A 17730-nucleotide genomic window follows, 5' to 3' on the forward strand; every position below is an offset into this window, starting at 1 on the left:
GACTTGTCACAAAATGTAACACGTTCTAGTTTATGTACCGTGGCTCTGAATATCGCAGATCTTGCCGAGCACGCCATCGATGCTGTGCCGGACCGTGTCGCCCTGATTTGTGGCGACGAAAAGCTGACCTACGCCGAGTTGGAGGAGAAGGCCAACCGCCTGGCTCACTACCTCCAGTCCCAGGGCGTCAAAAAGGACGACAAGGTTGGGCTGTACTGCCGCAACCGCATCGAGATCGTGATCGGCATGCTCGGCATCATCAAAGCCGGCGCGATCCTGGTCAACGTCAACTTCCGCTACGTCGAGGGCGAGCTGAAGTACCTGTTCGAGAACTCGGACATGGTTGCGCTGATCCACGAGCGCCAGTACGCCGACCGGGTTGCCAACGTGCTACCCGAGCTGCCGCTGCTCAAGACCATCCTGGTCGTCGAGGACGGTTCCGACGGTGACTTCCAGCGCTACGGTGGCGTCGAGTTCTACTCCGCCATCGCCGAGCACTCACCCGAGCGCGACTTCGGCCCGCGCAGCGAAGACGACATCTACCTGCTGTACACCGGCGGCACCACCGGATTCCCCAAGGGCGTCATGTGGCGGCACGAGGACATCTACCGAGTGCTGTTCGGCGGCACCGACTTCGCCACCGGCGAGCCGATCGCCGACGAGTACGATCTGTCCAAGCAGGCCGCCGCGAACCCGCCGATGATCCGGCTCCCCATCCCGCCGATGATCCACGGCGCGACCCAGTCGGCCACCTGGATGGCCATGTTCACCGGCCACACCGTGGTGCTGATGCCGGAGTTCGACGCCGACGCCGCGTGGCGAATGATCCACGAGCACAAGGTGAATCTGCTCTTCTTCACCGGCGACGCGATGGCCCGCCCGCTCCTGGACGCCCTGCTGGCGCACCAGGAGGAGGGCAACACCTACGACCTGTCCTCGCTGTTCCTGCTGGCCAGTACCGCCGCGCTGTTCTCCACCAGCCTCAAGGAGAAGTTCCTCGAGCTGCTGCCGAATCGGATCATCACCGACTCGATCGGCTCCTCGGAGACCGGTTTCGGCGGTACCAGCATCGTCGCCAAGGGGCAGTCGCACACCGGCGGCCCACGCGTCACCATCGACAAGAACACCAAGGTCCTCGACGAGGACGGCAACGAGGTGGTTCCGGGTTCGGGCGTGCGCGGCATCATCGCCAAGTGCGGCCACATCCCGGTCGGTTACTTCAAGGATGAGAAGAAGACTGCCGAGACCTTCCGGACGTTCAACGGGGTGCGCTACGCCATCCCGGGCGACTTCGCCGAGGTCGAGGCCGATGGCAGCGTGACGATGCTGGGCCGCGGCTCGGTGTCGATCAACTCCGGTGGCGAGAAGATCTACCCCGAAGAGGTCGAGGCCGCGCTCAAGGGTCACCCAGATGTGTTCGACGCCTTGGTGGTCGGTGTGCCGGACCCGCGCTTCGGTCAGCACGTCGCGGCCGTCGTGCAGCCCCGCGAGGGCACCAAGCCCGCGCTGGCCGACCTGGACGCGTTCGTCCGCAGCGAGATCGCCGGCTACAAGGTGCCGCGCAGCCTGTGGCTGGTCGACGAGGTCAAGCGGTCCCCGGCGGGCAAGCCCGACTACCGCTGGGCCAAGGACCAGACCGAGGCCCGCCCGGCCGATGAGGTGCACGCCAAACACGCAGGCGTGCAAGCCTAGTTAGGAAACAGACATGAAAACCGAACTCTGCGATCGCTTCGGCATCGAGTACCCGATCTTCGTCTTCACCCCGTCGGAGAAGGTGGCGGCGGCGGTGACCCGCGCGGGCGGCATGGGTGTGCTGGGTTGCGTCCGGTTCAACGATCCCGACGAGCTGGAAAACGTGCTGTCCTGGATGGACGCCAACACCGACGGTAAGCCGTACGGCGTCGACGTGGTGATGCCCAACAAGGTCCCCACCGAGGGCAGCGCGGTCGACATCGACAAGCTGATTCCCCAGGCTCATCGGGACTTCGTCGCGAAAACCCTTGCTGATCTTGGGGTTCCGCCGCTCCCCGCCGAGGGTGAGCACAACACCGGTGTGCTGGGTTGGCTGCACTCGGTGGCGCGAAGCCATGTCGAGGTCGCATTGCGCCATCCGATCAAGCTGATCGCCAACGCGCTGGGGTCCCCGCCCAATGACGTCATCGAGCAGGTCCACGAGGCAGGTGTCCCGGTGGCCGCGCTGGCCGGCAGCGCGAAGCATGCGCTCAGCCACGTCGCCAACGGAGTGGACATCGTCATCGCCCAGGGGCATGAGGCCGGTGGGCACACCGGTGAGATCGGTTCCGTGGTGCTGTGGCCGGAGATCGTCGACGCCGTGGACGGTAAGGCCGCGGTGCTCGCTGCCGGTGGGATCGGCAGTGGCAGGCAGCTGGCCGCTGCCCTGGCTCTCGGTGCGCAGGGCGTCTGGATGGGCTCGGCATTCCTCACCGCGGCCGAATATGACCTGGGTGTGCGTCGCGAGTCGGGTGCCTCGGTGATCCAGGAGGCATTGCTGAATGCCACCTCCGCCGACACCGTGCGCCGAAAGATCTACTCCGGCAAGCCCGCTCGGATTCTGAAGAGCCGCTGGACCGACGCCTGGGACGCACCGGATGCGCCCGAAGCGCTGCCGATGCCACTGCAGAACATTCTCGTTGGAGAGGCGCATCAGCGGATGAGCCTTTCCGATGATCCGACCGCGGTCGCCATGCCGGTCGGTCAGATCGTCGGCCGGATGAACGAGATCCGCCCGGTGGAGGTCATCATCGCCGATCTGGTCGCCGAGTTCGAGGCGGCCACCAAGCGCCTGGATGCCATCCGCGACAACTGATTTCCCTGCGCGAGCGCTAGGGCGTGATCTTCACCTGCTGCGCGACGGTGTCGGTGGCGGCCTGGATGATCGGCGTCTGGTCCACCGCGCCGTCTGAATTCAGTTGCAGGACATAGGTTGCCCCGCCCGACGGGAAGATCACCGTCTGCTGCGCGACGAACTTCGTCTTGCCGTCGGACACCCAGGTGCCGGCGATGCGGTAGGCGGGGTAGTTGCGCACCTTGGTTTCGCTACCGGGACCCGATGGCGTGAAGCCCGGCAGGTTCTGAATCTCCCCGGGCGCGGTGGCCATCAGCGCCTTGGCATCGACGTCGCCGGTCAGCTTCGACAGCAGCGCGATGACGCTGGGCGCGTAGTTCGCCGGGTCGACGGGTCCGTTGTAGATGATCGAGTCGTACGCCCATGGCGGATTGTCGTCACCGGTGGCCTTCCAGCCGTCCGGCTTCGGCAGGTCGACCTTCGGCTCGCCGTTGTCGGTGCGGTGCACCTGCTGTTCGGTGATCTTGTGGTCTTTGATGTAGCTGGCGATCGTCGGGTTGGGGCCGTCACTTGCCTTGCTGTTGCCCGCATCCGCAGCGGCGGCCGCTGTCGTCGGCGCGGCGCTGGTCGGGCTGTCGGACGCCGCGCTCGCATCTTTTCCCGAGTCGCAGCCGGCCAGCACCATGGACAGTGCGGTCGCTGCCGCGACGAGGCCGGTGATCGCGGACGTTCTCATGTGGCGAGACTAGTGGACCAAGCTCGCAGTGATCCTGTGAGCCGGGGTCGAGCCGGCGCGAAACCGGCTCTAGCGTGTGGATTAGCTGTGGCACTACTGTGAGCGCGTGGCAAACGCGCAGAAACCACCGCCCGGCTGGCTCATCGACGGCATCGGCCGGGTCCGCGAAGGCTTGAGCCAACTACGCCAGGCCGTTGCCCCGGCCAACCTCACGATGTTCGAGATGGTGTTGGGCAGCTGGCTCACCCAGGCCATGTATGTGGCGTCCAAGCTCGGCATCATCGACATGCTCGCAGCTGCTCCGGCGACCGCCGAAGACGTCGCTCGACGCGTGGGCTCCGATCCCGCGGCCACATTCCGGTTGCTGCGGGCGCTGGCCAGCAACGGAGTCCTCAAGCAGGAGCGTGGCGGACGGTTCGCGCTCACGCGGCTCGGCCAGGCGCTGCGGTCGGATGTACCGGGATCGATGGCGCCGATGCTCCAGTTCATCGGCCACCCCAAGCATTGGGAACACTGGGGCCAGTTGCTGTACTCGGTACAAACCGGCAAGACGTCGATAGAGATGTTGCGCGGCATGGCGCCCTTTGACTACTTCGAGACTGATCCTGACCTGGCCGCGGCGTTCAACAACGCGATGACCGGACTGTCCGGCATGGTGATCGAAACCCTGTTGCCGGCATACGATTTCCGCGGCTTCGGCACCATCGTCGACGTGGGTGGCGGGCACGGCGCACTGCTTTCGGCAGTCCTGCAGCAGGCCACTGACGCCCGCGGCGTGCTGTTCGACCTGCCGTCCGTCGTGGCGGGTGCGGGTCCGGTGCTCGACTCGGCCGGGGTGTCCGACCGCATCACCGTCACCGGTGGCTCGTTCTTCGAGTCGGTCCCCGCAGGCGGCGATGCCTATCTGCTGAAGACGATCATCCATGACTGGGACGAGGACAGTGCGTTGGCGATCCTGCGCAACATCCGGTCGGTGATGGCACCGACGGGCACCGTCGCGTTGATCGAACTCGTGCTGCCCGAAGGCATGCCGAATCACCCCGGCATGCTCGTCGACCTCGAGATGCTGGTCACGGCAGGCGGGCAGGAACGCACCGCCTCGCAGTACGCAGAGTTGTTGGCGCGCGCCGGACTTCGGCAGACCCGCGTGGTCCCGACGGCCGGGCCGATGTCACTCGTCGAGGCCGTCCCGGTACACGACTAGCGGGCGATCGCGAAGACCGGGTCGGCACAGTCGGTACCCTCGGCCGACAGTTGCCGCTTGATGACCTTGAACGTCTCGGTCCGCGGCAGCGTCGTGGCGACGCGGACGAACCGGGGCCACTGCTTGGGGCCCAGATCCTCCTGTGCGGCAAGGAAGGCGCTGAAGTCGTCCGCGGAGAACTCCGCGTGGTCGAGGAGGACGAGTGCCGACATCACCTGGTCGCCGACGGCGGGATCGGGTATCGGGTAGACGGCTGCCTCGACCACGTCAGGGTGCCGCAGCAGCACCTGCTCGATGGGTGCGGTGCCTAGGTTCTCGCCGTCGACCCGCATCCAATCGCCAAGGCGCCCAGCGAAATAGATGAACCCTGCCGCGTCCCGGTAGGCCAGGTCGCCGGTGTGGTAGACGCCGCCGACCATGCGTTCGGCCTCGGCCGCGTCGTTGTTGTAGTAGCCGCGGAACCAGCCCCGGCCGGTCGGGTTCACGATTTCGCCGACGACGCCCGGCGGGCACGGCAGGCTGGTCTCCACGTCGACGATGGCCACCTCGTCGGTCAGCGGTCCCAGCGCGCCGGCCGGGGTGTCCGGGGTGCGGGCGATCGCGACACCACCCTCGGTGGAGCCGAAACCGTCGACGACGATGACACCGAAGCGCTGTGCGAACCGGTTCAGGTCGCGTGGGGCACCCTCGTTGCCGTACATGAACTTCAGCGGATTGTCGGCGTCGTCCGGCTGGGCCGGGGTGGCCAGGATGTACGACAGCGGCTTGCCGACGTAGTTGGCGTAGGTGGCGCCGTAGCGCCGCACATCCGTCAGGAATCCGGAGGCAGAGAACTTGCGGCGCAACGCAATCGACCCCTGCGCGGCGAGCGCCACGGCCCAGCCGGCCATGACGGCGTTGGAGTGGAACAGCGGCATGGCCAGGTAGAACGTGTCGTCGCGCCCGAGGCCGAAGCGGTCGGCCAGCATCTGGCCCGGGAACGCCACCTTGTCGTGGGTGACCCGGACGGCCTTCGGGTCACCGCTGGTGCCCGAGGTGAAGATCAGCATGAACAGGTCGTCGGGATCGACGTCGGCGAAGTGCACCGGGGTGCCGGCGAATCCGGCGAGTTCGGTTGCCCACGAAGCGGATTCGACGTCGATGACGTCGATGCCCGCGGCCTCCAGACCGGCCGGGACCAGGTCGGGATTGTCGGCGAGCACCAACTGGCAGTCGGAGCGCTCGGCGTCGCCGACCAGCGCCGCGCCGCGGCGGGTCGGGTTGAGGCCGACCGGAACCAGCCCCGCCAGCGCGGCGGCCACCAGCAGCGACGAGAAGAACGTCGTATTGCTCAGCAGCACACCGATGTGCGGCGGTTTGGCCGGGTCCAGCCGCGCCTTCAGCGCCGCGGCCAACTGCGCGCCCGCGACGATGTGGTCGGCCCAGCTGGTGAAACCGGCTGGGCCGCCATCATTTTCTTGTGAGGAGTCGTCCGGCGCCGTTGTGCAGTCGTACAACCCGCGGTCGGTGACGTCGAGGAGCGGGCGCAGCAGATCGCTGACGGTGGGCCGGGAGGACATCGGTCGAATCTAGACGGGCGTCTCGGCGAGTTCGCGCCCGATCTGCAGCAGCTGCCCGGTGGCCCCGCCGACCGCGAACTCGGTCTGCTTGGCGGCCAGGAAGTAGCGGTGCACCGGGTGATCCATGTCGATGCCGACACCACCGTGCACGTGCACCGCGGTGTGCGCCACCCGGTGCCCGGCCTCGGCGGCCCAGAACGCCGCGGTGTTCACGTCCACCTCGGCTGGCAGCCCCTCGGCCACGCGCCAGGAAGCCTGGGTCAGCGTCAGGCGCAGCGCCTTGACGTCGATGTAGCCGTCGGCCAACCGGGACGACACGGCCTGGAAGCTGCCGATGGGGCGGTCGAACTGCTCGCGCTCGCGGGCGTACAACGCGGTGAGCTCCAGCGCGCGCTCCACCACGCCGAGCTGGAATGCGGTGCGGCCCAGGGCACCCCGCAGCTGCAGCCAGGCGAGCACCTCGGCGCCGCCGACGATGCGGTCAGCGGCGACGGTCACGCCCTGCAGATCCAGGTGCGCGACGCTGCCGTGTCCGGTGGTGTCGAGCGAGGTGACGGTGACGCCCGCGTCGGCTGCCGCGACCAGGAAAACCTTGACGCCGGAATCGCTTTCGGCCGGCACCAGGAGGGCATCGGCGACCGGGCCGTAGGCGACCTGGGTGCGGGTGCCGGTGAGCTTGTAGCCGGTCTCATCGCTGCCGGTGGCCTGCACCGGGCCCTGGCCCATCTCGCCGTCGAGCGCCGGCACGACGATCTTGCTGCCGGCGACCGCCGGGGCGGCCCACTCGGATTGCAGCTCGGCCGAACCGAATTCGGCGATGGCACCGGCGGCCAGGATGGTCGACTCGAGGTACGGCACCGCCGCGAGCTGACGGCCCAGTGCCACGAGCACGGCGGACTGCTCCAGCGGACCGAAACCACCGCCGCCCACCGACTCCGGTGCGGTGGTCGACAGGATGTCGGAATCGATCAGCTTGTCCCACAGTTCACGGTCGAACCGTTCGTCGAGCTTGTCCAGCTCCTTCTGCCGTTCCGGGGTCACCACCGATTCGGTGATGGACCGGACCAGGCCGCCGAGGTCCTCAGATGCTTCGGTTGTCTTGAAATCCATGTCAGTCCTTACCGGTTCACTCGGGGCAGGCCAAGAGCCACCATGCCGATGATGTCGCGCTGAATCTCGTTGGTGCCGCCGCCGAAGGTCAGGATCAGGCAGGACCGGTGCCAGCGCTCGATCCGGCCACGCAGCAGCGCACCCGGGGTGTCGCGGCGCAGGGTCGCCGAGGTGCCGAGCACCTCCATCAGCAGCCGGTAGGCCTCGGTGGCCAGCTCGGTGCCGTAGACCTTGGCCGCCGATGCGTCGGCGGGGGAGGGCGCGGAGTCGGTGGCCGAGGCCAGCTCCCAGTTGATCAGCTTCAGCACTTCGGCCTTGGCATGCACCCGGGCCAGGTTCAGCTGCACCCACTCGGAGTCGATGAGGCGCTTGCCGTGGTGGTCCTTGGTGTTCTGGGCCCATTCCCGAACCCCGTCCAGTGCGACGAAGATCGGCTGCGCCGACACCAGGGCCACGCGCTCGTGGTTGAGCTGGTTGGTGACCAGCTTCCAGCCGCCGTGCTCTTCGCCGACCAGGCTGGAGGTCGGGACCCGGACGTCCTGGTAGTAGGTGGCACTGGTGTCCACACCGGACATGGTGTGCACCGGCGTCCAGGAGAAGCCCTCGGCGGTGGTCGGCACGATCAGCATCGAGATGCCGCGGTGCTTCTTGGCCTCGGGGTTGGTGCGGGCCGCCAGCCAGACGTAGTCGGCGTAGGCGATCAGCGACGTCCACATCTTCTGGCCGTTGATGACGTAATCGTCACCGTCGCGGACCGCGGTGGTGCGCAGCGACGCCAGGTCGGTGCCGGCGCCGGGCTCGGAGTAGCCGATGGAGAAGTGCAGCTGGCCCGCGGCGATCTTGGGCAGGAAGAACTTCTTCTGCTCCTCGGTGCCGAAGTGCATGATCGTCGGTGCCACGGAGTTGATGGTCAGGAACGGCACCGGGACGTTGGCGATGGCGGCCTCGTCGTTGAAGATCAGGCCGTCCATCGGCGGGCGGGCCTGGCCCCCGTACTCCTTGGGCCAGCTCAGCGTCAGCCAGCCGTCCTTGCCCATCTGCTCGACGGTCTCGCGGTAGACGTTGCCGCGTCCCATCTCGCCGTCGTTGGACGCCAGCGCCTCGGCGCGCTCCGGGGTCATGAGCTTGGTGAAGTACGAGCGCAGTTCGCGCCGCAGCTCCTCCTGCTCGGGCGTGTAGCCGATCCGCATCGAACTCATCCTTTATCAGTTGAATTGGGGTAGGTCTCTGGTCCGTTTGTCACGTTGCTGGGGCCGCTTTCATCGACCCGTGCCTATTCAAACTTGTAACACGTTCTAGTCTTGGGGTCCAGAGCGTGCCACACTGGCATCGCCATGGCGGGGTCGTTATGTTGGCCTCACCGTCGAAATCCGGGCTCTCAGGAGGGTGTCATGCGGGTTGAAGTTGATCACGATCGCTGTGAAGGAAACGCGGTTTGCGTGGGAATTGCGCCGGACCTTTTCGATCTCGACGACAACGACTATGCAGTAGTCAAGGCCGATCCGGTGCCTGCCGACCAGGTAGAACTGGCCGAGCAGTCCATCGCGGAATGCCCCCGCGCCGCCCTTCTCCGCAAAGACTAGAGGTATTCATAAATTGACTAGCGAACTGGACTCCACCGACCTCTCCGGCAAGGTGGCCGTGGTCACCGGTGCCGCCGCGGGACTGGGCCGCGCCGAGGCCATCGGCCTGGCGCAGGCCGGCGCCACCGTCGTGGTGAACGACATGGCCGGCGCACTGGACAAGTCGGACGTGCTCGCCGAGATCGAGGCCGCCGGCTCCAAAGGCATTGCGGTGGCCGGGGATATCAGCGCCCGCAGCACCGCCGACGAACTGGTCGCCACCGCGGACAGCCTGGGCGGGCTGAACATCGTCGTGAACAACGCCGGCATCACCCGCGACAAGATGCTGTTCAACATGACCGACGAGGACTGGGACGCGGTCATCGCGGTCCACCTCCGCGGCCACTTCCTGCTGACCCGCAACGCCGCGACCTACTGGCGCGCCAAGGCCAAGGAGTCGGCCGACGGCAAGGTGTACGGCCGGATCGTCAACACGTCGTCCGAGGCCGGCCTCGCCGGTCCGGTGGGGCAGGCGAACTACGGCGCCGCCAAGGCCGGCATCACGGCGCTGACCCTGACCGCGGCCCGCGGTCTGGAGCGCTACGGCGTCCGCGCCAATGCGATCGCACCGCGGGCGCGCACCGCGATGACGGCAGATGTGTTCGGTGCGGCTCCTGGTGAAGGAGAGGTCGACCCGCTGTCGCCGGAACACGTTGTGAAATTGGTGCGTTTCCTTTCCTCGCCCGCGTCGGAAAACGTGAATGGCCAGCTCTTCATCGTTTATGGTCCGACTGTGACCCTGGTAGCAGCCCCGACCGTGGAGAGCCACTTCACAGCGTCGTCCGCTGAGTGGGACATGACACAACTGAGTGCCACGTTGCGCGGATATTTTGCTGACCGCGATCCGGAGCGGAATTTCTCGGCGACTGCCCTGATGGAGTCGAGGGACTGAACGTCCCGGATCGAGTGCTGACGCGGCGTCGAAAGCGCCGCGTCGGCACGAGAACTTGTTACAGTGGCGGCAACGTCAAAATATATCCTGAGCTGCGATTATATGTCGTTTCCCAGTGATTTTGCTGTTCTTTTGCCACTGCGAACATGTTCTAGCTACTATGAGCCGGCTCACAAGAGCCATGCATTACAACGTGGTGATCAGGCCGCTGTGGAAGAGGGAAACCCCACTCTTCGCCGTGACTGCTCAGCCCGCACCGAGAATGGAGTCGAAGGTTGATCGAACAGCTTGCGGCTCCGGCCCGGGCCGTCGGCGGGTTCTTCGAAATGGCCCTCGACACATTCACAAAGATGTGGCGTCGCCCTTTTCAATTCCGGGAGTTCTTCGAACAAACCTGGATGATCGCCCGCGTATCGCTCGTGCCGACCCTGCTCGTCGCCATTCCGTTCACCGTGCTGGTCGCCTTCACGCTGAACATCCTGCTGCGTGAGATCGGCGCCGCCGACCTCTCCGGCGCCGGTACCGCATTCGGCACGGTCACCCAGCTGGGCCCCGTCGTCACGGTGCTGGTGGTCGCCGGCGCCGGCGCCACCGCAATCTGCGCCGACCTTGGTGCCCGCACCATCCGCGAAGAGATCGACGCGATGCGCGTGCTCGGCATCGACCCGATCCAGCGGCTGGTCGTGCCCCGCGTTCTCGCGTCGACCTTTGTCGCGGTGCTGCTGAACAACCTGGTGTGCGCCATCGGCATCTCGGGCGGCTACGTCTTCTCCGTCTTCCTGCAGGGCGTCAACCCGGGTTCGTTCATCAACGGCCTGACGGTGCTGACCGGCCTGGGCGAGCTGATGCTCGCCGAGATCAAGGCCGTGCTGTTCGGCCTGCTGGCCGGCATGGTCGGCTGCTACCGCGGCCTCACCGTCAAGGGTGGCCCCAAGGGCGTCGGCATCGCGGTGAACGAGACCGTGGTCTACGCCTTCATCTGTCTGTTCGTCATCAACGTGATCATGACCGCCATCGGCGTCCGAGTACTGGTGAGGTGATTCGGCCATGAGTTACGACGCAACCCTCCGTTTCAAACGATTGTTCCGGGCTGTGCCCGGCGTCTTCGACGGCATCGGTGAGCAGGCGCTGTTCTACGGGGAATCCTTCCGCTACATCCCCAACGCGCTGACGCGCTACCGCCGCGAGACCATCCGGCTCATCGCCGAGATGACCATGGGCACCGGCGCGCTGGTGATGATCGGCGGCACCGTCGGCGTCGCGGCGTTCATGACGCTGGCCTCCGGTGGCGTCATCGCCGTCCAGGGCTACTCCTCGCTGGGCAACATCGGTATCGAGGCGCTGACAGGCTTCCTGTCCGCGTTCCTCAACGTCCGCATCGTCGCGCCGATCATCGCCGGTATCGCGCTGGCCGCCACCATCGGCGCCGGCTGTACCGCGCAGCTGGGCGCCATGCGCGTGGCCGAGGAGATCGACGCCGTCGAATCGATGGCCGTGCACTCGGTGTCCTACCTGGTGTCCACGCGCATCATCGCGGGTCTGATCGCCGTCATCCCGCTGTACGCGCTGGCCGTCCTGGCGTCATTCTTCGCGGCCCGGGCCACCACGGTGTACATCAACGGCCAGTCGGCCGGTCTGTACGACCACTACTTCAGCACCTTCATGGTGCCCACCGACCTGTTGTGGTCATTCCTGCAGGCCATCGTCATGTCCGTCGCGGTCATGTTGGTGCACACCTACTACGGCTACAACGCCAGCGGCGGACCCGTCGGCGTGGGTATCGCGGTCGGTCAGGCCGTGCGGACCTCGCTGATCGTGGTCGTCACCATCGTCCTGCTCATCTCCCTGGCCGTGTACGGCGCGTCCGGCAACTTCAACCTCTCCGGATAGGGGGCGTAGACGATGTCCTCCGGTGGTCCCAAACGCAGTCATGTGAGGCTCGCGGCGGCGGTGCTGATCAGCATCATCCTGGCCGCCGTGGTGTTCACCTATTTGTCGTACACCGCGGCCTTCACCCCCACCGACACCGTTTCGGTCATGGCGCCCCGCGCCGGTCTGGTCATGGACCCCGACGCCAAGGTCAAGTACCGCGGCATCCAGGTCGGCAAGGTCGAGGCGATCGAGTACGCCGGTGACCAGGCGAAGCTGAAGCTCGCCGTCCTGAGCGACCAGATGCGGTACATCCCGTCGAACGCCCGGGTCCGGCTCGGCAGCACGACGGTGTTCGGCGGCAAGTCGGTCGAGTTCCTCCCGCCGGAGCATCCGTCGAAAGATGCGATGCGTCCCGGCGCGCAGGTGCAGGCCAAGGATGTCCAGATCGAGATGAACACCGTCTTCCAGACGCTGACGGACCTGCTCGACAAGATCGACCCCGTCAACCTGAACGCCACGGTGACCGCGCTCGGTGAAGGCCTGCGTGGCCACGGCGACGACGCCGGCGCCGCGGTTGCCGGGCTGAGCAAGTACCTGCAGTACTTCAACCCGAAGCTGCCGACCCTTCAGCAGGATTTCAAGGACACCGCCGTGGTCGCGGGCATCTACGGTGACGCCGCGCCCGACCTGGCCAAGGTCTTCGAGAACGCGCCGACCGTCAGCAAGACACTGACCGACGAGCAGGACGACCTGAACGCGGCGCTGCTGGCATCCACCGGGTTCGCCAACAACGCGTACGCGACCATCTCGCCGGCCGCCGACGACTACATCGCCGCCATCCAGCGGCTGCGCGCGCCGCTGAAGGTCCTGGGCGACTATTCACCCGAGTTGCCGTGTCTGCTGCAAGGTGTGTCGAAGGCAGTGGACCGCTTCGGTCCGGTCTTCGGTGGCGTCAAGCCGGGTCTGTTCGTGTCCTCGAACTTCTTCCCGGGTGCGCCCAACTACACCTACCCCGAGAGCCTGCCGATGGTGAACGCCTCCGGTGGCCCGAACTGCCGTGGCCTTCCGGACGTCCCGTCCAAACAGTACGGCGGCTCGTGGTACCACACGCCGTTCCTGGTGACCGACAACGCCTACATCCCATACCAGCCGAACACCGAATTGCAGTTCGACGCTCCCTCGACGCTGCAGTTCCTGTTCTCCGGTGCCTACGCAGAGAGGGACCGCTACTGATGTCCGCGAGTGAGTGGGGCCGCCCATGAGACACAAGCGCGAAATGATCAACGTCACGGTGTTCACCGTCGTGATGTTGCTGGTCGCTGCCGGCCTGGTAGTGGTGTTCGGCCAGTTCCGATTCGCCTCGACGTCCACCTACCACGCCAACTTCACCGACGCGTCCCGGCTCAAGGCCGGTGAGGACGTCCGCATCGCGGGCGTGCAGGTCGGTTCGGTGAAGAGCGTCAAGCTCAAGAGCGACAACACCGTCGACGTCAAGTTCACCCTCAACGAGCGGTACCAGCTCTACACCTCGAGCCGTGCCCTCGTCCGCTACCAGAACCTCGTCGGTGACCGGTACCTGGAAATCGCCTCCGGCCCCGGCGAGCTGCGCAAGCTCCCCCCCGGCGGCACCGTCGTCCTCGCCAACACCCAGCCGGCGCTTGACCTCGACGCGCTGCTCGGTGGTTTGCGCCCGGTGGTCAAGGGCCTGGACGGCGAGAAGGTCAACGAGATCACCGCCGCCATGATCGAGGCCCTGCAGGGGCAGGGCGGCGCGCTGAACGACCTGCTGTCCAGTACCAGTTCGTTCGGCCAGACGCTCGGTGAGCGGGACCAGCTGATCGGCGACACCATCACCAACCTCAACACGATGCTCACGACGGTCGACGCCAAGGGCTCCCAGTTCAACACCAGCATCGACCGGCTGCAGCAGCTCATCAGCGGCCTGGCCGAGGGGCGTGACCCGATCGCCGGTGCCATCGGCCCGCTGGCCTCGGCCGAGAACGACCTGACCGAGATGCTGCAGAAGTCACGGCGCCCGGTGCAGGGCGTCATCGAGAACGCCCGCCCGTTCGCGCAGCGCATGTACGAGCGCCGAGCCGAAGTGAACCCGGTCATCGAGAACCTCGCAGAGAACTATCTGCGGCTCAACGCCCTGGGTGCGTACGGCGCGTTCTTCAATATCTACTACTGCTCGGTCAAGATCAAGATGAGCGGCCCCGCGGGCAGCGACCTGATCGTGCCGTTCGGTGGTCCTGCGGATCCGTCGAAGGGCAGGTGCTCCGAAAATGGCTAAGCCGGAAAAGGATCCGGTCCGCACCGGCGTACTCGGCGTCTTCCTCGTGACGTGCCTCGTGCTGATCTCGTTCGGGTACACCGGACTGCCGTTCTTTCCGCAGGGCAAGAACTACTCGGCGTTCTTCAATGACGCCGGTGGCATCACGCCGGGCAGCGACGTCCGGGTGTCGGGCATCAAGGTCGGCAAGGTGGGCACCGTGGAGCTCGCCGGTACGGCCGCGAAGGTGAACTTCACCGTCGACCGCCAGATCCGGGTCGGTGACCAGTCGCTGGTGTCGATCAAGACCGACACGGTGCTGGGTCAGAAGTCCCTCTGGGTGACCCCGAAGGGTACGAAGGAAGCAACGGTTATCCCGTTGGGCCGCACCACGACTCCGTACACGATCAACACCGCGCTGCAGGACCTGGGCCAGAACAGCAGCGAGCTGGACAAGCCGCAGATGGAGCAGGCGCTCAAGGTGCTGACCGACACGCTGCACGACGCGACGCCGCAGTTGCGCGGCGCGCTGGACGGGGTGGCAGCCCTGTCTCGGAGCCTCAACAAGCGCGACCAGGCGCTCGAGCAGCTGCTGGGCCACGCCAAGAAGGTGTCCGACACCCTGGCGCAACGTGCCGACCAGGTGAACAAACTGGTGATCGACGGCAATCAGCTGTTCGCCGCGCTGGACGAGCGGCGCCAGTCGATCAGCACGCTGATCTCCGGTATTCGCGGTGTGTCGCAACAGCTTTCCGGATTCGTCGCGGACAACAAGCGCGAGTTCGGGCCGGCGCTCAAGCAGCTGAACCTGGTGCTGGACGAGCTGCTGAAACGCAAAGAGCACATCAGTGAGGCGCTCAAGCGCCTGCCGGGTTACGCAACCACGCTCGGCGAGGTGGTCGGTAACGGCCCGGGCTTCAACATCAACCTGTACGGCCTACCGCCCTCGACGATGTCGGAAGTCCTGCTCGACACGTACTTCCAGCCGGGCAAGCTGCCGGCCAGCCTCGGCGACATGCTGAAGGGCTACATCTCTGAACGGATCGTCGTGAGGCCGAAGTCGCCATGATGAAGAACATGAACTCGCGGGGCGCGATCCTTGCGGTCGTAGCCGTGGTGGTCGCGCTGGTGGCTGCCGGCGCCTATCTGCTGTGGCCGTCACATGGCGGTCACAAGGTGGTCGCTCACTTCACCAACGCCGTGGGCCTGTACGCCGGCGACGAGGTGCGAGTGCTGGGGGTTCCGGTCGGCACCATCGATTCGGTTGAGCCGCAGGCTAATTCGGTCAAGGTCAGCATGACCGTCAAGGACGGCGTGAAGATCCCGGCCGACGCGCGGGCGATCATCATCTCGCCGAACCTGGTGGCGGCGCGGTTCGTGCAGTTCACCCCCGTCTACAACGGCGGAGCGGCGCTGGCCAACGGCGCCGAGGTGCCGCTGGCCCGGACCGGTGTCCCGGTCGAGTGGGACGACGTCAAGAAGCAATTGACCCAGCTCAGCGCTCAGCTCGGCCCGCAGGACGGTGCCCCGCAGGGTCCGCTCGGTGCGTTCATCAACCAGGCCGCCGACACCCTCGATGGCAAGGGCGATTCGTTCCGCAACGCCTTGCGTGAACTGTCGCAAACCGCTGGGCGCCTTGGTGATTCGCGTGGCGACCTGTTCGGCACCATCAAGAACCTGCAGATTCTGGTCAACGCGCTGTCCGGCAGCAACGAGCAGATCGTGCAGTTCACCGACCACGTCGCGTCCGTCTCGCAGGTGCTGGCGGAGAGCTCGGCCGGTCTGGACCAGACCCTTGGCGCCCTGAACCAGGCGCTGGGTGACGTCAAGGGCCTGCTGAAGGACAACAACGCGGCGCTGATCGACCAGGTCGGCAAGCTGGCCGAATTCACCCAGGTGCTGACCGACAACAGCGACAATATCGAGCAGGTTCTGCATATCACGCCGAACGGTCTGGCCAACTTCTACAACATCTACAACCCGGCGCAGGGCTCGCTGGACGGTCTGCTGTCGCTGCCAAACTTCGCGAACCCGGTGCAATTCCTGTGCGGCGGCAACTTCGACATCGGTGCCTCTCCGGACAACTACAAGCGGGCGGAAATCTGCCGTCAGCGCATGGGTCCGGTGCTGCGCCGGATCGCGATGAACTACCCGCCCGTGCTGTTCCATCCGATCAACAGCATCACGGCATATAAGGGCCAGGTCATCTACGACACCCCGCAGACTGAAGCCAAGGCGCAGACTCCGGTGCCGTACCTGCAGTGGAACGCCGCCCCTGGCGTCGTCCCGCCGAAGGTCCAGCCGGACGGGACGCTCAGCGACCTAATCCTGCCGCCGCCGGCCATTCCGGGTCAGATTTCGCCGGCCACGCCGCCGGTGGGACCGGGCTCGACGCCGCTGAACGGTTCTGGTCCGCTGCCCGGCCCCGCCCCGGCGCCCGCAGCCCCGGTGGGCGCACCGCTGCCCGCTGAAGCCGGAGGCAACTGATGAAGACGGTTGGAAAAGTCCTGGCACTCGGATCGAGTGCCGTGGTGCTCGCCGGTTGCCAGTTCGGTGGCCTGAACTCGCTGGACATGCCGGGTACCCAGGGCCACGGCGCCGGTTCCTACACCGTCACGGTGCAGCTGCCGGACGTCGCGACGTTGCCGCAGAACTCGCCGGTGATGGTCAACGACGTCACCGTCGGCAGCGTGTCGGGCCTGGACGCGGTCCAGCGTGCGGACGGCACGTTCTATGCCGCGGCGAAGCTGTCGATCAACGGCGATGTGAAGCTGCCGGCGAACGCGCGGGCGAAGGTCGCCCAGACCTCGCTGCTCGGCTCGCAGCACGTGCAGCTGTCGGAACCTGTCGGGGAAGCGCCGCAGGGCCGGCTCAAGCAGGGCTCGGAGATTCCGCTGGCGCACACCGGCCGGTATCCGACCACCGAAGAGGTGCTGTCGTCGCTGGGCCTGGTGGTGAACAAGGGCAATCTCGGTGCGCTGCAGGACATCACCGATGAGGCCTATGCCGCGGTCGCCGGCCGGGCGGGGCAGTTCGTCGACTTCATCCCGCGGTTGGCCGAGCTCACCCAGTCCCTGGACAAGCAGACCACCGACATCATCGGGGCCATGGACGGGCTGAACCGCTTCGCCTCGATCCTGGCGAAGAGCACGGACAGCCTTGGCCGCACGCTGGACACGCTGCCCGGTGCTATCAAGGTCCTCAACGACAACCGCAAGAACATCGTAGATGCGTTCACCGCGCTCCGGAAGCTCGCGGTGGTCGGCGCGAAGGTCATGTCCGCAACCAAGGATGACTTCGCCGCGGACTTCAAGGACATCTTCCCGGTGATCAAGGCGTTCAACGACAACGCCGACGAATTCATCCACGACCTGGACCTGCTGCCCACATTCCCGTTCTCCAACAAGTACTTCCGCAACGCGGTGCGCGGTGACTACCTGAACGTCTACGTTACGTTCGACCTGACGCTGCGACGCCTCGGTGAGACCATCTTTGCGACCTCGGGGGGTCTCGACCCGAACATGAGGCACCTGGACGAAGTGATCAACCCGCCGGACTTCCTGCTGGGCGCGCTGGCGAACCTGTCCGGACAGGCCGCCGACCCGTTCAAGATTCCAGCAGGCACAGCGACGCAACATGGAGGGGCGAAGCCGTAAT

At 66.1% G+C, this 17730-nt stretch carries 16 protein-coding genes; 12 read left to right on the forward strand and 4 right to left on the reverse strand.

Annotated features, from left to right (window positions below; all coding sequences use genetic code 11):
- Positions 1–39 precede the first annotated feature (39 nt).
- Together A7G45_RS10270 and A7G45_RS10275 are read left to right on the forward strand one after the other, a co-directional pair.
- Positions 40–1692, forward strand: a complete 1653-nt coding sequence (locus A7G45_RS10270) for a medium/long-chain-fatty-acid--CoA/3-oxocholest-4-en-26-oate--CoA ligase (protein WP_260936551.1) — start codon at positions 40–42, stop codon at positions 1690–1692.
- Between the two features lie 13 nt (positions 1693–1705).
- Complete coding sequence (locus A7G45_RS10275) at positions 1706–2827, forward strand: NAD(P)H-dependent flavin oxidoreductase (protein ID WP_260936553.1); 1122 nt, start codon at positions 1706–1708, stop codon at positions 2825–2827.
- Between the two features lie 16 nt (positions 2828–2843).
- Here A7G45_RS10275 and A7G45_RS10280 read toward each other — a convergent pair whose 3' ends face one another.
- Complete coding sequence (locus tag A7G45_RS10280) at positions 2844–3542, reverse strand: LpqN/LpqT family lipoprotein (RefSeq protein ID WP_260936554.1); 699 nt, start codon at positions 3540–3542, stop codon at positions 2844–2846.
- 106 nt (positions 3543–3648) lie between these two features.
- Here A7G45_RS10280 and A7G45_RS10285 point away from each other — a divergent pair, with 106 nt between their 5' ends.
- The gene (locus tag A7G45_RS10285) at positions 3649–4746 is read left to right on the forward strand and encodes a methyltransferase (protein ID WP_260936555.1); all 1098 of its coding nucleotides are present in this window, start codon (positions 3649–3651) and stop codon (positions 4744–4746) included.
- Here the strand turns inward: A7G45_RS10285 and fadD17 are convergent.
- The 3 genes from fadD17 to A7G45_RS10300 are packed head-to-tail and all read right to left on the reverse strand — an operon-like array spanning position 4743 to position 8605.
- The gene (gene fadD17 / locus A7G45_RS10290) at positions 4743–6305 is read right to left on the reverse strand and encodes a long-chain-fatty-acid--CoA ligase FadD17 (RefSeq protein ID WP_212807195.1); all 1563 of its coding nucleotides are present in this window, start codon (positions 6303–6305) and stop codon (positions 4743–4745) included. The genes A7G45_RS10285 and fadD17 overlap by 4 nt on opposite strands.
- A 9-nt stretch (positions 6306–6314) precedes the next feature.
- Positions 6315–7415: an acyl-CoA dehydrogenase family protein gene (locus A7G45_RS10295; RefSeq protein WP_212807194.1), complete on the reverse strand. Its 1101-nt coding sequence runs from the start codon at positions 7413–7415 to the stop codon at positions 6315–6317.
- 8 nt (positions 7416–7423) lie between these two features.
- Positions 7424–8605: an acyl-CoA dehydrogenase family protein gene (locus A7G45_RS10300; RefSeq protein ID WP_029105069.1), complete on the reverse strand. Its 1182-nt coding sequence runs from the start codon at positions 8603–8605 to the stop codon at positions 7424–7426.
- Positions 8606–8806: 201 nt separating this feature from the next.
- Here A7G45_RS10300 and A7G45_RS10305 point away from each other — a divergent pair, with 201 nt between their 5' ends.
- From A7G45_RS10305 to A7G45_RS10345, 9 genes are all read left to right on the forward strand, one after another.
- Positions 8807–8998, forward strand: coding sequence for a ferredoxin (locus tag A7G45_RS10305; RefSeq protein WP_138250779.1), 192 nt, complete (start codon positions 8807–8809; stop codon positions 8996–8998).
- Positions 8999–9011: 13 nt separating this feature from the next.
- Complete coding sequence (locus A7G45_RS10310; RefSeq protein ID WP_212807193.1) at positions 9012–9929, forward strand: 3-oxoacyl-ACP reductase; 918 nt, start codon at positions 9012–9014, stop codon at positions 9927–9929.
- 275 nt (positions 9930–10204) lie between these two features.
- Positions 10205–10969, forward strand: coding sequence for an MlaE family ABC transporter permease (locus A7G45_RS10315; protein ID WP_029105067.1), 765 nt, complete (start codon positions 10205–10207; stop codon positions 10967–10969).
- Between the two features lie 7 nt (positions 10970–10976).
- The gene (locus A7G45_RS10320; RefSeq protein ID WP_061005803.1) at positions 10977–11819 is read left to right on the forward strand and encodes an MlaE family ABC transporter permease; all 843 of its coding nucleotides are present in this window, start codon (positions 10977–10979) and stop codon (positions 11817–11819) included.
- A gap of 12 nt (positions 11820–11831) precedes the next feature.
- On the forward strand, positions 11832–13034 hold the full coding sequence (locus A7G45_RS10325; RefSeq protein ID WP_043984607.1) for an MCE family protein: 1203 nt from the start codon (positions 11832–11834) through the stop codon (positions 13032–13034).
- Between the two features lie 25 nt (positions 13035–13059).
- Complete coding sequence (locus tag A7G45_RS10330; protein WP_043984608.1) at positions 13060–14094, forward strand: MCE family protein; 1035 nt, start codon at positions 13060–13062, stop codon at positions 14092–14094.
- Positions 14087–15142, forward strand: coding sequence for an MCE family protein (locus A7G45_RS10335; protein ID WP_043984609.1), 1056 nt, complete (start codon positions 14087–14089; stop codon positions 15140–15142). Before A7G45_RS10330 ends, A7G45_RS10335 begins: the two co-directional genes overlap by 8 nt.
- Positions 15142–16560, forward strand: a complete 1419-nt coding sequence (locus A7G45_RS10340; RefSeq protein ID WP_043984610.1) for an MCE family protein — start codon at positions 15142–15144, stop codon at positions 16558–16560. The genes A7G45_RS10335 and A7G45_RS10340 overlap by 1 nt, the downstream gene beginning before the upstream one ends.
- Positions 16560–17729 carry an MCE family protein gene (locus A7G45_RS10345; RefSeq protein ID WP_043984611.1) on the forward strand — a complete coding sequence of 390 codons (1170 nt, stop codon included), beginning with the start codon at positions 16560–16562 and terminating at the stop codon, positions 17727–17729. The genes A7G45_RS10340 and A7G45_RS10345 overlap by 1 nt, the downstream gene beginning before the upstream one ends.
- The last annotated feature ends 1 nt before the right edge of the window (position 17730 follow it).

The organism is Mycolicibacterium llatzerense, from assembly GCF_025331195.1.
Taxonomy (GTDB): Bacteria; Actinomycetota; Actinomycetes; order Mycobacteriales; family Mycobacteriaceae; genus Mycobacterium; species Mycobacterium llatzerense.

Bases quoted from the DNA above. Each gene is read 5' to 3' on its own strand.
- A7G45_RS10275 (WP_260936553.1), top strand. From the start codon at position 1,706: ATGAAAACCGAACTCTGCGATCGCTTCGGCATCGAGTACCCGATCTTC.
- A7G45_RS10280 (WP_260936554.1), bottom strand. From the start codon at position 3,542: ATGAGAACGTCCGCGATCACCGGCCTCGTCGCGGCAGCGACCGCACTG.
- fadD17 (WP_212807195.1), bottom strand. From the start codon at position 6,305: ATGTCCTCCCGGCCCACCGTCAGCGATCTGCTGCGCCCGCTCCTCGAC.
- A7G45_RS10295 (WP_212807194.1), bottom strand. From the start codon at position 7,415: ATGGATTTCAAGACAACCGAAGCATCTGAGGACCTCGGCGGCCTGGTC.
- A7G45_RS10300 (WP_029105069.1), bottom strand. From the start codon at position 8,605: ATGCGGATCGGCTACACGCCCGAGCAGGAGGAGCTGCGGCGCGAACTG.
- A7G45_RS10305 (WP_138250779.1), top strand. From the start codon at position 8,807: ATGCGGGTTGAAGTTGATCACGATCGCTGTGAAGGAAACGCGGTTTGC.
- A7G45_RS10320 (WP_061005803.1), top strand. From the start codon at position 10,977: ATGAGTTACGACGCAACCCTCCGTTTCAAACGATTGTTCCGGGCTGTG.
- A7G45_RS10325 (WP_043984607.1), top strand. From the start codon at position 11,832: ATGTCCTCCGGTGGTCCCAAACGCAGTCATGTGAGGCTCGCGGCGGCG.
- A7G45_RS10330 (WP_043984608.1), top strand. From the start codon at position 13,060: ATGAGACACAAGCGCGAAATGATCAACGTCACGGTGTTCACCGTCGTG.
- A7G45_RS10335 (WP_043984609.1), top strand. From the start codon at position 14,087: ATGGCTAAGCCGGAAAAGGATCCGGTCCGCACCGGCGTACTCGGCGTC.
- A7G45_RS10340 (WP_043984610.1), top strand. From the start codon at position 15,142: ATGAAGAACATGAACTCGCGGGGCGCGATCCTTGCGGTCGTAGCCGTG.
- A7G45_RS10345 (WP_043984611.1), top strand. From the start codon at position 16,560: ATGAAGACGGTTGGAAAAGTCCTGGCACTCGGATCGAGTGCCGTGGTG.